The 13861-nt window shown below is 66.3% G+C and carries 14 protein-coding genes; 7 read left to right on the top strand and 7 right to left on the bottom strand.

Annotation, left to right across the window (positions count from 1 at the left end; translation table 11 throughout):
- Entirely contained in the window at positions 1–1191 is a 1191-nt protein-coding gene (locus CAL26_RS24230) for an amino acid ABC transporter permease (protein ID WP_094849215.1), read from the top strand.
- A 24-nt stretch (positions 1192–1215) separates the two neighbouring features.
- Positions 1216–1956 carry an amino acid ABC transporter ATP-binding protein gene (locus CAL26_RS24225; protein WP_086067111.1) on the top strand — a complete coding sequence of 247 codons (741 nt, stop codon included), beginning with the start codon at positions 1216–1218 and terminating at the stop codon, positions 1954–1956.
- Positions 1957–2041: 85 nt separating this feature from the next.
- Here the strand turns inward: CAL26_RS24225 and CAL26_RS24220 are convergent, their stop codons facing one another.
- A complete protein-coding gene (locus tag CAL26_RS24220; protein WP_094849214.1) occupies positions 2042–2665 on the bottom strand; it encodes a CGNR zinc finger domain-containing protein in 624 nt (207 codons plus the stop codon).
- Between the two features lie 180 nt (positions 2666–2845).
- On the opposite strand from CAL26_RS24220, the gene CAL26_RS24215 reads away from it, so the two are divergent.
- From CAL26_RS24215 to CAL26_RS24200, 4 genes are all read left to right on the top strand, one after another.
- Positions 2846–3706: an alpha/beta fold hydrolase gene (locus CAL26_RS24215; RefSeq protein WP_094849213.1), complete on the top strand. Its 861-nt coding sequence runs from the start codon at positions 2846–2848 to the stop codon at positions 3704–3706.
- A gap of 28 nt (positions 3707–3734) precedes the next feature.
- Positions 3735–4709, top strand: a complete 975-nt coding sequence (locus CAL26_RS24210) for a zinc-binding alcohol dehydrogenase family protein (RefSeq protein ID WP_094849212.1) — start codon at positions 3735–3737, stop codon at positions 4707–4709.
- 23 nt (positions 4710–4732) lie between these two features.
- On the top strand, positions 4733–5503 hold the full coding sequence (locus tag CAL26_RS24205; RefSeq protein WP_094849211.1) for an SDR family oxidoreductase: 771 nt from the start codon (positions 4733–4735) through the stop codon (positions 5501–5503).
- A 182-nt stretch (positions 5504–5685) separates the two neighbouring features.
- On the top strand, positions 5686–6693 hold the full coding sequence (locus CAL26_RS24200; protein ID WP_094849210.1) for a Bug family tripartite tricarboxylate transporter substrate binding protein: 1008 nt from the start codon (positions 5686–5688) through the stop codon (positions 6691–6693).
- A 26-nt stretch (positions 6694–6719) separates the two neighbouring features.
- Here CAL26_RS24200 and maiA read toward each other — a convergent pair whose 3' ends face one another.
- From maiA to gtdA, 5 genes are all read right to left on the bottom strand, one after another.
- Positions 6720–7358: a maleylacetoacetate isomerase gene (gene maiA, locus CAL26_RS24195; protein ID WP_094849209.1), complete on the bottom strand. Its 639-nt coding sequence runs from the start codon at positions 7356–7358 to the stop codon at positions 6720–6722.
- A 3-nt stretch (positions 7359–7361) separates the two neighbouring features.
- On the bottom strand, positions 7362–8327 hold the full coding sequence (locus tag CAL26_RS24190; RefSeq protein ID WP_094849208.1) for a tripartite tricarboxylate transporter substrate binding protein: 966 nt from the start codon (positions 8325–8327) through the stop codon (positions 7362–7364).
- A gap of 59 nt (positions 8328–8386) precedes the next feature.
- Positions 8387–9643, bottom strand: coding sequence for a flavin-dependent oxidoreductase (locus tag CAL26_RS24185; RefSeq protein ID WP_094849207.1), 1257 nt, complete (start codon positions 9641–9643; stop codon positions 8387–8389).
- A gap of 3 nt (positions 9644–9646) precedes the next feature.
- Positions 9647–10345, bottom strand: a complete 699-nt coding sequence (locus CAL26_RS24180) for a fumarylacetoacetate hydrolase family protein (protein WP_094849206.1) — start codon at positions 10343–10345, stop codon at positions 9647–9649.
- A gap of 234 nt (positions 10346–10579) precedes the next feature.
- Positions 10580–11626 carry a gentisate 1,2-dioxygenase gene (gene gtdA / locus CAL26_RS24175; protein WP_094849205.1) on the bottom strand — a complete coding sequence of 349 codons (1047 nt, stop codon included), beginning with the start codon at positions 11624–11626 and terminating at the stop codon, positions 10580–10582.
- A 182-nt stretch (positions 11627–11808) separates the two neighbouring features.
- Between gtdA and CAL26_RS24170 the strand changes: the two genes are divergently transcribed.
- Positions 11809–12729 (top strand): LysR family transcriptional regulator, encoded by a 921-nt coding sequence (locus tag CAL26_RS24170; RefSeq protein ID WP_094849204.1) that lies wholly within the window; start codon positions 11809–11811, stop codon positions 12727–12729.
- 90 nt (positions 12730–12819) lie between these two features.
- Here the strand turns inward: CAL26_RS24170 and CAL26_RS24165 are convergent, their stop codons facing one another.
- Positions 12820–13812, bottom strand: a complete 993-nt coding sequence (locus tag CAL26_RS24165; protein ID WP_094849203.1) for a Bug family tripartite tricarboxylate transporter substrate binding protein — start codon at positions 13810–13812, stop codon at positions 12820–12822.
- Positions 13813–13861 lie beyond the last annotated feature (49 nt).

Genomic DNA, 13861 nt, shown 5'->3' with positions numbered 1-13861 from the left:
ATGAATACTCCCGAACCGCCGCGCGCGGGTTCCGCCGATCTTCCCGTCGCACCGACGCCGGACGGCTTGCCGATCACGCAGCCGGGCGGTCCGGCCGGCGCGGCGTCGGCCGCCGTGGACGGCCTGCCGCCGCCGGGCAGCCAGACCGGCCTGTGGGGATGGCTGCGCCTGCGCCTGTTTTCGTCGCCGCTGAACATCCTGCTGACGGTGCTGATCGCGTGGCTGCTGCTGCTGGCCATTCCCGCGCTGGTGGAGTGGCTGCTGATCAAGGCGAACTTCTCGGCCACCACCGCGCAGGAGTGCCGCGCGTCAGGCGGCGCCTGCTGGGCCTTCATCCGGGAGAAGCACAGGCTGATCCTGTTCGGCACCTATCCCTACGATGAACAATGGCGCCCGCTGCTGGCGACCATCGTCCTGATCGCGGTCATCGTCTGCAGCGGCATCCGCCGGTTCTGGACGCCCAGGCTCGCCTTGTTGTGGCTGTTCGGGCTGGCCGCGGTGGCGGTGCTGATGTGGGGCGGCGTGTTCGGCATGACCTATGTCGAGAACGAACGCTGGGGCGGCCTGCCGCTGACCCTGATACTGGCGACCTTCGGCATCGCCTTCGCCTTTCCCATCGGCGTGCTGCTGGCGCTGGGACGGCGGTCGCGGCTGCCGGCGATCAAGGCGCTGTGCGTGGTGTACATCGAACTGATACGCGGCGTGCCGCTGATCAGCCTGTTGTTCATGTCGTCGGTCATGCTGCCGCTGTTCCTGCCCGAAGGCTTCACCATCGACAAGCTGCTGCGTGCGCAGATCGCCATCATCATGTTCGCCGCGGCCTATATCGCGGAAACCGTGCGCGGCGGCCTGCAGGCGATTCCCAAGGGGCAGTACGAAGGCGCGGCCTCGCTGGGCCTGACGTACTGGCAGCAGATGCGCAAGATCATCCTGCCGCAGGCCTTGCGCATCGTGATCCCGCCGCTGGTCAGCATTTTCATTTCGCTGTTCAAGGACACGTCGCTGGTGGTCATCATCGGCATTTTCGACCTGACCCTGGCGGCCAAGGCGGCGCTATCGGATGCGGCGTGGCGCGGCTTCGGGGTCGAAGCCTATCTGTTCATCGCATTCATCTACTTTATTTTCTGCTTCTCGATGTCCAAGTACAGCCAGGCGCTGGAGCGCCGGCTGGCCAAGGGCTATCGACGATAGGACGGCGATCAAGGGAGCGCCCGCATGGCCGACGCAATTATTCGTATGCAGGACGTGAACAAGTGGTATGGCCAGTTCCACGTGCTGCGCAATATCGACCTGGATGTCGCGACCGGCGAACGTATCGTCATCTGCGGTCCTTCCGGATCGGGCAAGTCCACGCTGATCCGCTGCATCAACCGGCTGGAAGAACACCAGCAGGGCCAGATCGTCGTCAACGGCACGGAGCTGACCAACGATCTCAAGCATATCGAGATGATCCGCCGCGACGTCGGCATGGTGTTCCAGCACTTCAATCTTTTCCCGCATCTGACGGTGCTGGAGAACCTGACGCTGGGACCCATGTGGGTGCTGAAGAAGCCGCGCGCCGAAGCCGAGGCGACGGCGCTGAAGTACCTGGAGCGGGTGCGCATCCCCGAGCAGGCCAACAAGTTTCCCGGCCAGCTGTCGGGCGGCCAGCAGCAGCGCGTGGCGATCGCGCGCTCGCTGTGCATGAGCCCCAAGATCATGCTGTTCGACGAACCGACGTCCGCCCTGGACCCGGAAATGGTCAAGGAAGTGCTGGACGTGATGGTCAAGCTCGCGGAAGAAAGCGGCGTCACCATGCTGTGCGTCACCCATGAAATGGGCTTCGCCCGCAAGGTCGCCGACCGCGTCATCTTCATGGACCGCGGCGAGATCATCGAACAGAACACGCCCGACGAATTCTTCGATCATCCGCAGAACGAGCGCACCAGGCTGTTCCTTAGCCAGATATTGCATTGAGGTCGGGCCAGTGCTGGGTCAGCCTGCCTGACGCCGATCATCCGGCTCCGCGATCGGAGGCCGCCGACACCGTTACCGTTACCGCCTACCTGGCGGCGGCTTGCCTGGCCCGCTCGCGATGCGCGGCGACCTTGGCGCGGTTTCCGCATACGGCGGTGCTGCACCATCTGCGGCGATGGCCGCGGGTGTGGTCGGCGAACAGCAGCGTGCAACGCGGGCCTTCGCAGGCCTTGACGTAGGTCAGGTCTTCGCCGCTGACGAACGCCGCCAGGGTTGCGCCTATCGGCAGCAGCAGGGATTCCGGAGAGCGCCAGCGGCGCTTGGCGCGCACCTGCAAGGCGGTTCCCTCCGCGACCACCTCTTGGTAGCTTTCATCCCGCTCAAGTAACCGGTTCAATGGCTCCAGCGACCGCAAAGCGTCCGCCGTGAGCGGCTTGCCCATGTGTTGGCGGACGAAATCCCGGAACCATTCCCTGAGCGCACGGGCCTGGGCGGCGACGCCGTCCAGTTCGCCCGGCATGGCGCGCGCGCCCAGCGCGGCCAGATCCTCGCGCGGTACCAGGCCGGCCTGCTCCAGCCAGGCGAGCAGGCCGGCGCCGTCCTTGAGCCAGTCGACCGGCGTGTCGACCGGCGTCGCGATCGAATTCAGGAAATCCAGCGCCGTGGAATCGGCGATGAACATGGCGGGCGGGTGATCGTGGTCGTGCATCTGCTGTCCTTCGGCATGGCGTGGATCTCGCCATTCGGCGTAACCCGTGAAAAACAAGTTGACAGGTTACCATCACGGTAAGTAACCTCACAACCTATAAATAAAAGGTTACGCCAGAGCGGCGCGAGATCGCCGGCGCCGCCTGCCACTCCGATCCCCACGACCGAACAGGAAGACGCCATGACCAGAATTTCCTATCACCGGATCCAGGCCGCCGGCCTGAATGTGTTCTATCGCGAGGCGGGCCCACGCGGCGCCCCCAAGTTGCTGCTGCTGCATGGCTTCCCGAGCGCCAGCCATATGTTCCGGGACCTGATCCCGCTGCTGGCGCAGGATTTCCATATCGTCGCGCCGGACCTGCCCGGCTTCGGGCAGACGGACATGCCGCCGCGCGACCGGTTCGACTACACCTTCGACAACTTCGCCCGCGTCATCGAGGCGTTCACGGAAGCCGTGGGTTTCGATCGCTACGCCATGTACGTGTTCGATTACGGCGCGCCCACAGGGTTTCGCCTGGCCTTGCGCCACCCCGAACGTATCCGCGCCATCATCACGCAGAACGGCAATGCCTACGAAGAAGGCCTGAGCGAAGGCTGGAATCCCATACAGGCCTACTGGCGCGAGCCCACGCAGGCGAACCGCGACGCCCTGCGTGCCTTGCTGACGCGCGAATCGACCATCTGGCAGTACACGCACGGCGTCAGCGACACCGCTGCCGTGTCGCCCGATGGCTACGGACTCGACGACTATTACCTGGCGCGCCCCGGCGCCGACGAGGTCCAGCTGGACATCTTCGGCGATTACAAGAGCAACGTCGCCCTGTATCCGCGGTTCCAGGCCTACTTCCGGGCGCATCAACCGCCGCTGCTGGCGGTGTGGGGCAGGAACGATCCCTTCTTCCTGCCGGCGGGCGCCGAAGCGTTCAAGCGCGATATTCCGGCGGCTACGGTGCGCTTCTTCGACACCGGCCATTTCGCGCTGGAAACCCATGCCCCCGAGATCGCGCACGAGATACGCGGTTTTCTGAATTCCCTGTCCTGAATCCCCTTCCCGAGTTGGAGACAAGCAAATGCGTGCGATCGTTCTGGAGAAGTTCGGCGGGCTTGACAGCCTGGTCTACAAGGATATTCCCGAGCCCGAGCCGATGGCCGGCCATGTGGTCATCCAGGTCAAGGCCTTCGGCGTCAACCATGCCGAGATGCACATGCGGCGCGGCGAGTGGGCCGAAGCGGCGCCCGTCAGCGGGATAGAGTGCGTGGGCATCGTCAAGTCATGCCCGGGCGGCGAGTTTCCCGTGGGCGCCAAAGTGGCCGCGTTGATGGGAGGACTGGGCCGGACCATCAATGGCAGCTATGCGGAATACACCCGCGCCCCCGTCAGCAACGTGGCCCTGATCGACGCGGATCTTTCCTGGGCGGACCTTGCCGCCATACCGGAAACCTATGCCACGGCCTGGACCACTCTGTTCCGCAACCTGGATCTCCAGGCCGGGCAGACGGTGGTGATACGCGGCGCGACCTCCGCGTTCGGACAGGCGGCGGTGAAGCTCGCCGTGAATGCCGGCGCGAAGGTCATCGCGACCACGCGCAGCGCCGAGCGCTTCGACATGCTGCGTGCCCTGGGCGTGGCGCGGGCGGAGGTGGAAGGTCCCGACCTGTCCAGGCGCATCGCCGAGGCCGGGCAGCTGGATGCCGTCCTGGACCTGGTGGGCAACAGCACCATCCTCGATTCCCTGGCGATGTTGCGGCGTGGCGGCAAGGCCTGCCTGGCCGGCTGGCTCGGCGGCCTGGCGCCCATCGCCGATTTCAATCCGCTGCTGCAGATGTCCAGCGGCGTGTACCTGACGTTCTTCGGCAGCTTTGTCTTCGGCACGCCCGGCTTTCCCTTGTCGGACGTGCCCTTGCAGGCGATTGCCCGCGACGTCGCGGCCGGTCGGCTGGATGCGAAGCCCAGCCGGGTGTTCCGCTTCGAGGACATCCATGAAGCGCATCGCGTGATGGAAGCCAACGAAGCCGGCGGCAAGATGGTCGTGGTCCACGGCTGACCCGCATACAACTGGAGAAAACCATGCACAAGAAAGTCGCCATCGTCACCGGCGCGAGCCAGGGTATCGGCCGGTCCGCGGCGCTCCGCCTGGCCCGTGATTTCGATGCCATCGCGCTGGTCGCGCGCAATCGCGGGCAACTGGACGAAACCGCCGCGGCGGTGCGCGAAGCGGGCGCGGAACCGCTGGTCATCGCCGCCGATCTGGCGGACGCTTCGACGGCGGCCGACGTCGTCGACGGCACCATGACGGCATTCGGCGGCATCGACGCGCTGGTGAATATCGCCGGCGCGGTGCCGCAGATCGACCTGTTCGAGATGTCCGATATCCAGTGGGACCAGGGCATGGCGCTGAAGCTGCATGGCGCCCGCCGCCTGACCGTCGCGGCGTGGCCGCACCTGAAGTCCTCGAAAGGCGCGGTGGTGTTGATGTCCGGCAATTCGGCGGAACAGCCCAAGGCGCCCGCCGCGGCGGTGGGCGTGATCAACGCGGCCATCGTGGCGCTCGCGAAGGCCTTTGCCGACCGTGGCATCGCCGATGGCGTGCAGGTCAATAGCGTGCTGCCGGGCGCCGTCATGACGGGGCGCCGCCGGGCCTTCCTGGAACAATGGGCGGCCAGGCAGGGCATCGCCATGGACGAGGCCATGGCCCGGTTTCCCCGGGACGCGGGTATCGCGCGCTTTGGCGAGGCCGAAGAAATCGCGGAGCTGATCGCGTTCCTGCTGTCTCCCGCGGCGCAATGGATGACCGGCGCGGCCTTGCGGATGGACGGCGGAGAGGTCAAGGCGGTGTGACGCCAGCCGCGCGGGCGTGAGGACGCGACGAGGCGTCTGTCGTGGCACCCGCCGGGACAACGGTCGGGACCCCCGCGCCATGGGGCGGTGCAAGGCGTGAAGAGGGGCCTTTTTCCCCTGATAACGAAACCTTGCCTCAGTTATGCTACGGGCTGTTTCAAATCGAGGGAACGGAGGAGAACATGTCCCCTAATATCTTCGCGCGCCTGACGCGCACCGTGGCCGTCGGCGCGATCGCCCTGGCCGCCGTGGCGCCCGGCCTCGGCCACGCCGCCGACAACTATCCCAGCAAACCGCTGCGCTTCATCGTCCCGTATCCGCCCGGCGGCCCGCTGGATACGATGGCACGCATGCTGGCGGAAAAGGTGCGCGGCGACCTGGGCCAGCCGGTCATCGTGGAAAACCGCGCCGGCGCGGGCGGCAACATCGGCGCCGACCTGGCGGCCAAGGCGCCGGCCGACGGCTATACGCTGGTGATGGGCGCCGTCGCGACGCACGCCATCAACCCCTGGCTGTTCAAGAACCTGCCTTACGACCCCATCAAGGACTTCGCGCCGGTGACCATCGTCGCGTCCGTGCCCAATGTGCTGGTCATGAACGTCGATTTCGCCAAGAAGAACAACATCAACAATCTGGGCGACCTGATCGCGTATGCCAAGGCCAACCCTGGCAAGCTGAACTACGGGTCGGGCGGCAACGGCAGCGCCGGCCACCTGTCCGGCGAACTGCTGAAGGCGCGCGCGGGCGTGAATATCGAACATATCCCGTACCAGGGCGCGGCCCCCGCCCAGCTGGCCTTGCTGTCGGGGCAATCGGATTTCATGTTCGATAACCTGGCCGCCTCGGCGCCGCTGATCAAGGACGGCAAGGTCAAGGCGCTGGCCGTGACGACCAAGGAACGTTCCTCGCTGCTGCCTGACGTGCCGACCGTCGAGCAATCCGGCGTCAAGGATTTCGATCTGGGCACGTGGTTCGGCGTCTTCACGACGGGCGGCACGCCCGAAGCCGTGGTCGACAAGCTGAACAAGGCCTACAGCGCCGCGCTGATGCAGCCGGACGTGCGCCAACGCCTGCTGACCATGGGTTCGGAGATCAAGCCCATGTCGTCGGCGCAGTTCGCCAGCTTCGTGCGCCAGGAGAAGGACAAGTACAAGGAAATCGTGCAGGTCTCGGGCGCCAGCACGAATTGATTGCCTGGCGGATTCTCCGGAATCCGCTAGGCCGTGTAGTCCGGCTGCTCGGAAGGCGCGGCACGCTGGAAGGCCGCTATCGTGTTGCAATGCGCGTAGACGGCCATGGCGCGCGGATAGGCCGACATATCGCAGCCCATGCGTTGCGCGTTGGCGATCTGCGGCACCAGGCAGACGTCCGCCAGCGTTGGCGCATCGCCGAAGCAATAGGGGCCGTGGCCGTGGCGTTCCAGCAGCGCTTCCACGGCCCGCATTCCATCCCGCACCCAGTGGCGGTACCAGGCATCCTTCTGTTCGGCCGTCACGCCCAGCACTTCGGTCAGGTAGCGCAGGATGCGCAGGTTGTTGACCGGATGGATGTCGCAGGCGATGACGCCGCTCAGCTCCAGGACACGCGCCCGCTGCAGGGTGTCGCGCGGAATCAGGCGCGGCTCGGGATGGGTGGCATCCAGGTAATCGATGATGGCCATCGACTGGCCCAGTTCCATATCGCCGTCGCGCAGCATCGGAACGCTGCCGGAAGGATTGCGCGCCATGTAATCCGCGGCGCGGTGCTCCAGTTTGCGGATATTGATGCCCTGGTAATCGTGGTCCAGCCCCTTCAGGGCCAGGACGATGCGGACCCGGTAGGACGTGGAGCTGTTGAAGAAACTGTAGAGTTGCATGGTTCAATCCGCCTTGATGCCGGCGCGGGTCACGACGTCGCTCCAGCGCTTGGCGTCCTTGGCGATCAGGTCGGCGAACTCCGCCGGCGTGGATGTCGCGGGCACCATGCCCTGCGCTTCGAAGGCGGTGGCGGTGGAAGGCGCTTTCAGCGCTTCGGCGATCTGCTTGTTCATGCTGTCGACGATGGCGGCCGGCGTTCCCTTGGGCGCCAGCACGCCGTACCACATGTCTACGTCGGCGCCTTTCAGGCCGGACTCCGTCAGCGTGGGCACGTCGGGCAGTTGCGGAATGCGCTTGGGGCTGCCGGTGGCGATGGCCTTCAGCTTGCCGGCCTTGATCTGCGGCAGCGCCACGTGCACGGGCAGGAACATATAGTCCAGGCGCCCGGCCAGCATGTCGGTCACCGCGCCCGCCGTGCCCTTGTACGGCACGTGCAGCATCTGCGCCTTGGTCTGGTCCAGCAGCAGCGCCATGGCCAGGTGGTGCGGCGTTCCCACGCCCGGCGTGCCATAGGTCAGCTTGCCGGGCTGCTTGCGCGCGGCGTCCTCGAGCTGCTGGACGGTGTTGACGGGGTTGGACGGATGGGTCACCAGCAGCAGCGTGCCCCAGGACGTGAGGCTGACCGGCGCGAAATCCTTCACCGGGTCATAGTGCAGCTTTTCCTTGTACAGCGGCTGGTTCATGACGAAGGTGTTCACCGTCACCAGGAAGGTGTAGCCGTCCGGCGCGGCGCGCGCGACCTTTTCCGTGCCGATGTTGCCGCTGGCCCCGGCCAGGTTTTCCACGATGACGGATTGGCCCAGCGTCTTGGGCAGGGTCGCGGCGAGTTGGCGCGCCACCAGGTCGATGCCGGTGGCGGGCGTGAACGGCACGATCAGCGTGATCGGGCGTTCCGGCCATGCGGCCTGGCTGACGGATGCCGTCAGGGCAAGCGCCAGCGCGGCCAGGGCGCGAAACAGGGTCTGCATGTTGTTCTCCTTGCGGGCAGGTGTCTCCGCCTATGCCCGATGGTTGGATGCTGCGATGGTCAGATGAAGGAAGGGCGTGACTTCAGCGTTTCGGGGTCGAATCCGGCCACCTGCTTGTAGCGGTCCGATATGGCCTGCAGCTCGTCGCGGCTGATGACGTCCTCGATGCGCTCGAAGCGCTGGTCCTGCGAACGTTCGTAGGCCTCGCGCAGGATGGCGTCCGGCGGATTGCTGCGATTGGTCAGCACCACCTTGGTGGTGGCGGCCACGCGCACGCGGTCGTATTCCTGCAGCGCGGCCGGCGTCAGGCCCTGCTTCTTCAGCTGGCCCGCCAGGAAGCGCGCGTCGATGATGGCCTGGCCGGCGCCGTTGGAACCGCGCGGCACCATGGGGTGCGCGGCGTCGCCCAGCAGGGTCATGCGGCCCTGCGTCCAGGTGGGCAGCGGATCCTGGTCGACCATCGGATACTCCAGCACGGAGTCCGCATTCCGTATCAGCGCCGCGACGTCCAGCCAATCGAAATGCCAGTCGGCGAAGGCGGGGAAGAAATCCTCCAGGCGGCCCTGGCGCGTCCAGTCGCGCACGGCGGGCTCGGGGGATTCGATTTCGGCGACCCAATTCACGAGCTGGTTGCCTTCGCCATCGACGTTGTCGCGGATGGGATAGATCACCATCTTGCCGATCGACAGCCAGCCCGCGCGTACCATGCTGCCGCCGCTCAGGAAGGGCTTGCAGCGCGTGACGCCGCGCCACATGTTGACACCGGAATAGCGCGGCGCGCCTTCGTCGGGATAGAGCTGCTTGCGCAGCGCCGAATGGATGCCGTCGCAACCGACGACGATGGCGCCGCGCACGGACGGCAGGGGCTTGCCGGCGCCGTCCGCCATGTGCACGGTGACGCCGTCGTCATCCTGCTCGACGCGCACGGCGCGATGGTCCACGCGCACGCTGTCGTCGCCCAGGCGCTGGCGCACGGCATCCAGAAGCGCCATCTGCAGGTCGCCGCGATGGATGGAGTATTGCGGCCAGGCATAGCCGGCCGCCTTGCCGGCGGGTTCGCTGTAGATGAACTGGCCGTGGCGGGTGAAGAAGATGGATTCCTTGGTGTGGACGCCCAGCTTGTCCAGCGCCGGCAGCATGCCCAGTTCGTCCAGTTCGCGCGCGGCATGCGGGAGCAGGTTGATGCCGACACCCAGCGGCTTGATCTCAGGAACGGCTTCGTAGACGCGGCAGGCAATGCCGGCCTGATGCAGGCTCAGCGCCAGGACCAGGCCGCCGACGCCGGCGCCCACGATGATGACATCGGTATCTTTCATGGTTCAGATCACCTTCGCGCGCAGGGTACCCAGTCCATCGACCCCGCCTTCCATGAGGTCGCCCTTGACCACCGGCCCCACGCCTTCGGGCGTGCCGGTGTAGATCAGATCGCCCGGCTCCAGCCGGAAGTACCGCGAGAGATAGCTGATGGTCTCGGCCACCGACCAGATCAGCTTGGACGTATCGCTGCGCTGCCTGTCCTGGCCGTTCACCTTCAGCCAGATGGCGGCGTTATCGAAATGGCCTTTGGCGCCGACCGGGTACAACGGACCTATCGGCGCGCTGTCGTCGAAGGCCTTGCCCAGCTCCCACGGCCGCCCGGCTTCGCGCATCTTCATCTGCAGGTCGCGGCGCGTCATGTCCAGGCCGACGGCATAGCTGTGCACATGGCTCAACGCATCTTCCACCGCGATGTTCGCGCCGGCCTTGCCGATGGCGGCGACCAGCTCGATCTCGTAGTGGTAGTTGGCGGTTTCCGTGGGGTAGGGCAGGTCCAGCGTCTCACCTTCGGCCACCGGCATGACCGCGTCGGCCGGCTTGCAGAAGAAGAAGGGCGGCTCACGGTCGGGATCGAAGCCCATCTCGCGCGCATGCGCGGCGTAGTTGCGGCCGACGCAATACACGCGGCGCACGGGAAAGCTGTCACCGGTTCCGGCAACAGGCACGGCGACGGTCGCCGGCGGAGCAAAGACGTAAGGCATGACAGGGAACCTTGTTGGAAAAGTAAAGAAAACGCGGTGCGCCACATCGAAGCAACCAACCGCCCGCAAGCACCAGGCGCCCCCCGACCGGGGACGCCGCGGATCCGGGTCCCCCGGTCCGCCAGCGTCGCCCCCTGGAGGGGGAAGCGCGAAGCGCTTGGGGGTGGACCTTCCTTCCGGTCCGCAGCGTCGCCCCCCTTGAGGGGGGAAGCGCGTAGCGCTTCGGGGGGTGGGTCACCGCTCCTCGCGGAGCAGGCCCAGGGCGGCCTGCACCGGGCGATCGGAATAGCTGAACAGGATGGCGTCTTCCAAGGCGGCCAACTGCACCGGCTGCCATGACGGCGCGACGAACAGATCGCGCGGACCGAAGTGGAATTCCTGGTCGCCGACGCGGGCCGTGCCGCGCCCCTCCACCACCGAATAGACGGTGGAGTCCGTGCTGCGATACGTCTTGCCCTGGAACCCGGCCGGCAGCAACTGCATGAAGGTCGCCATCGTGGGCATGGGATAACCGCCCGTGGCCGGATTGACGTAGCGCAGCTTCACGCCATCCCAGGCGTCCAGCTCGCCGTAGCGGTAAAGCTGGTCCAGCGCCTCGCGGCTGCGGTCGTAGGGATAGTTGAAGATGGGTGAATTGCCATTGGCCGGCACATGCCGCACCGGCGCCATGTTGTTGCCGAAGCGCGCGAAGCTGTCGCCTTCCGCGCGGGTGACCGGCTGTGTGGCGGCCGGGTAGTTTTCGGCGAAGCCGGCATCCAGCATGCGTAGCAGCGGGATATCCAGGCCATCCAGCCACACCACCGGCTCACCGCCGTCGGCCGCTTCGATATTGCCGTGATCGTGGTACGTCCACGAAGGCGTGATGATGAAGTCGCCCGGATGCATGGTGGTGCGCTCGCCATTGACCGCCGTGTAGGCGCCCGATCCTTCGACGATGAAGCGCAGCGCCGATTGCGTATGGCGATGGCTGGGCGCGATCTCGCCCGGCAGGATCAGTTGCAGGCCGGCATACAGGGTCTGCGTGATGCTGGCCTGGCCGGGCAGGCCGGGATTTTCCAGGATCAGCACGCGGCGCACGGCTTCTTCCGCGGTGATCAGCGTGCCGGCTTCCAGTACGTCGGCGCGGACATCGTTGTAGCGCCACATCGCGGGTACGCAGCGCGGCTGCGGCGTGCGCGGCACCAGGTTATGCAAGGACTCCCACAACGGCGCCATGTTCTTGCGGGCGATCCGTTCGTAGTACGCGGCGCGGTCGGCGCGCGTGGAGCTTCCTTCGGCCATGGTGTTGTCTCCTTCAGGTTTTTGCTTATTATGAGAGCGCCGGTATGCCTCCTGAAATGAAATTATCTTATTATCCATACAACAAATAATATGGTTGCCCCGGCACCCAGGCACACCGACCCGGCCCCCGGGCGGCGGCGCCCTCGTGGTGGACGTGCGTGCGGCAATAACACCGAGACAACATGGACTGGACCTACCGCCTGCGCCTGCGCAACCTGAAGATGCTGTTGAGCCTGGCGCAGACCCGCAATATCAGCCATTCGGCCGCCATGCTGAACACCACCCAGCCCGGCCTGTCGAAATGGCTCAAGGACCTGGAAGACGACATCGGCCTGCCGCTATTCGAACGCCATGCGCGCGGGCTGCGGCCGACACCTTATGGCGAGGCGCTGATCGCGCATGCCCAGCGCATCGACGCGCAGCTGGAGCGCGCCAGCGGCGACATGGCCGCGCTGCGGCAGGGCGGCGGCGGCCGCGTGGTGATAGGGGCGTCGGGGGCATCGGCGTCGGACACCGTGCCGCTGGCGGTCATGCGGCTGCTGGAGCGCATGCCGCAGGCGCGCGTGAAGCTGGTCGAATCCACCATGGACCACCTGCTGACGCAGCTGGCCCAGGGCGAGCTGGACATCGTCGTCGGCCGTTCAGCGCCCGAGCATCACGATCCCGCCATCCTGTCCGAATCCCTGTACCTGGAACCCGTGCACATGGTGGCGCGGCCGCGCCATCCGGTGTTCAGCAAGTCGCGCATCACGTGGGAAGACCTGATGGCCTATCGCTGGATCGTATGGCCGAAGGGCACGCCGATACGCAACGCGCTGGACACGGCATTGACGGCCGCCGGCAAGGCCATGCCGGCCGACCATGTGGAATCGAATTCGGTCACCATCAACCTGACCCTGGTCAGCAACAGCGACCTGATCGGCGTGGCGTCGCATCGCGCGGCGCTGCGGTTCTCGCAGATGAATGCGATGCGCATACTGCCGTTGCGCCTGTCGGGCTTCGGCGCCGTCGCGATGTACTGGCGCCAGGAAACCTTCCAGCCCGCGGCGGTGGAAACCGCGCTGGACAGCCTGCGTGCGGTCGTGGCGGAACACCAGGGATAAGGCCGGCGAACGCCGCGCCGCGCGTCATAGGCGCGGCGCGAGGGTCGCGGACCCGCGTCGGCGCAGTTGCAGTGACTCAGTTGCGCCGACTCAGTTCGCCGTGATGTGTGCCTTCTCCACCACGGTCTTGTAGCGGACCAGTTCATCCTGCGTGTACTTGCCCAGCTGTTCCGGACCCATGAAGTCGGCTTCGGCGCCTTGCTCCGCGGCCTTCTTGCGGAATTCGTCGGTCTTCATGATCTTCTCGATCTCACCCGACAGCTTGCCGATCACGTCCTTGGGCGTGCCGGCGGGCGCGTACATGGCGAACCAGGATGACACGAGCAGGTCGGGGTAGCCGGCTTCCGCCGCCGTCGGGACATTGGGCAGGGATTCGAGGCGCGACTTGCCGGTCACCGCCAGCGGCTGCAGCTTGCCCGCGGCGATCTGGCCCAGCAGCGGCGGCGGCGTCGTGATGGTCATGTCGACGGAACCGCTGAGCAGATCGGCCAGCGCGGGGCCGGTGCCCTTGTACGGAATGTGGGTCGTCTTGATGCCCGCCATCTGGTTCAGCAGTTCGGTGGCGACCTGCTGCAGCGAACCGTTGCCCGACGACGCGTAGTTCAGTTCGCCGGGGTGGGCCTTGGCGTAGTCGACCAGCTCTTTCATCGACTTGATCGGCAACGTCGGCCGCACCACGACCACCTGCGGCGCCGACAGGATGTTCGCCACGGGCGCGAACGACTTGATGGGATCCCAGTTCAGGCCCTGGGTGATCAGCGGCGTGATGACCTGGTAGCCCGAATACTGCAGCAGCAGGGTGTAGCCGTCCGGCGCGGCGCGGCTGACCGCCTGCGCCGCGATGCTGCCCGAGGCGCCGGGCTTGTTTTCCACGACGACCGATTGTCCCAGGGCCTTGGCCAGCGGCTGCGCGATCAGGCGGGCCGCGATGTCGGTGGTGCCGCCGGGCGCGGCGGAAACGATCAGCGTGATCGGCCGGTCGGGATAGGCGGCGTGCGCCGCCAGCGGGGCGACGGCCAGCGCGCAGAGTCCGGCGGCGGCCAGCAGGCGGCGCAGGGGCTTGAGAGGGGTCGGGCTAGTCATGGGCATGTCTCCGTTCGTTGTTATGCGGATGGTGGGCAGGTGTTGCCTT

This window comes from Bordetella genomosp. 9 (assembly GCF_002261425.1).
In the GTDB taxonomy this organism is placed as follows: Bacteria; Pseudomonadota; Gammaproteobacteria; order Burkholderiales; family Burkholderiaceae_B; genus Bordetella_C.
Note: the sequence above shows the minus strand (reverse complement) of the source record. Positions and strands in the feature narration are given on the sequence as shown.

Excerpts from the sequence above, each read along its gene's own strand:
- CAL26_RS24230 (WP_094849215.1), top strand. The coding sequence starts at position 1 with ATGAATACTCCCGAACCGCCGCGCGCGGGTTCCGCCGATCTTCCCGTC.
- CAL26_RS24225 (WP_086067111.1), top strand. The coding sequence starts at position 1,216 with ATGGCCGACGCAATTATTCGTATGCAGGACGTGAACAAGTGGTATGGC.
- CAL26_RS24220 (WP_094849214.1), bottom strand. The coding sequence starts at position 2,665 with ATGCACGACCACGATCACCCGCCCGCCATGTTCATCGCCGATTCCACG.
- CAL26_RS24215 (WP_094849213.1), top strand. The coding sequence starts at position 2,846 with ATGACCAGAATTTCCTATCACCGGATCCAGGCCGCCGGCCTGAATGTG.
- CAL26_RS24210 (WP_094849212.1), top strand. The coding sequence starts at position 3,735 with ATGCGTGCGATCGTTCTGGAGAAGTTCGGCGGGCTTGACAGCCTGGTC.
- CAL26_RS24205 (WP_094849211.1), top strand. The coding sequence starts at position 4,733 with ATGCACAAGAAAGTCGCCATCGTCACCGGCGCGAGCCAGGGTATCGGC.
- CAL26_RS24200 (WP_094849210.1), top strand. The coding sequence starts at position 5,686 with ATGTCCCCTAATATCTTCGCGCGCCTGACGCGCACCGTGGCCGTCGGC.
- maiA (WP_094849209.1), bottom strand. The coding sequence starts at position 7,358 with ATGCAACTCTACAGTTTCTTCAACAGCTCCACGTCCTACCGGGTCCGC.
- CAL26_RS24190 (WP_094849208.1), bottom strand. The coding sequence starts at position 8,327 with ATGCAGACCCTGTTTCGCGCCCTGGCCGCGCTGGCGCTTGCCCTGACG.
- CAL26_RS24185 (WP_094849207.1), bottom strand. The coding sequence starts at position 9,643 with ATGAAAGATACCGATGTCATCATCGTGGGCGCCGGCGTCGGCGGCCTG.
- CAL26_RS24180 (WP_094849206.1), bottom strand. The coding sequence starts at position 10,345 with ATGCCTTACGTCTTTGCTCCGCCGGCGACCGTCGCCGTGCCTGTTGCC.
- gtdA (WP_094849205.1), bottom strand. The coding sequence starts at position 11,626 with ATGGCCGAAGGAAGCTCCACGCGCGCCGACCGCGCCGCGTACTACGAA.
- CAL26_RS24170 (WP_094849204.1), top strand. The coding sequence starts at position 11,809 with ATGGACTGGACCTACCGCCTGCGCCTGCGCAACCTGAAGATGCTGTTG.
- CAL26_RS24165 (WP_094849203.1), bottom strand. The coding sequence starts at position 13,812 with ATGACTAGCCCGACCCCTCTCAAGCCCCTGCGCCGCCTGCTGGCCGCC.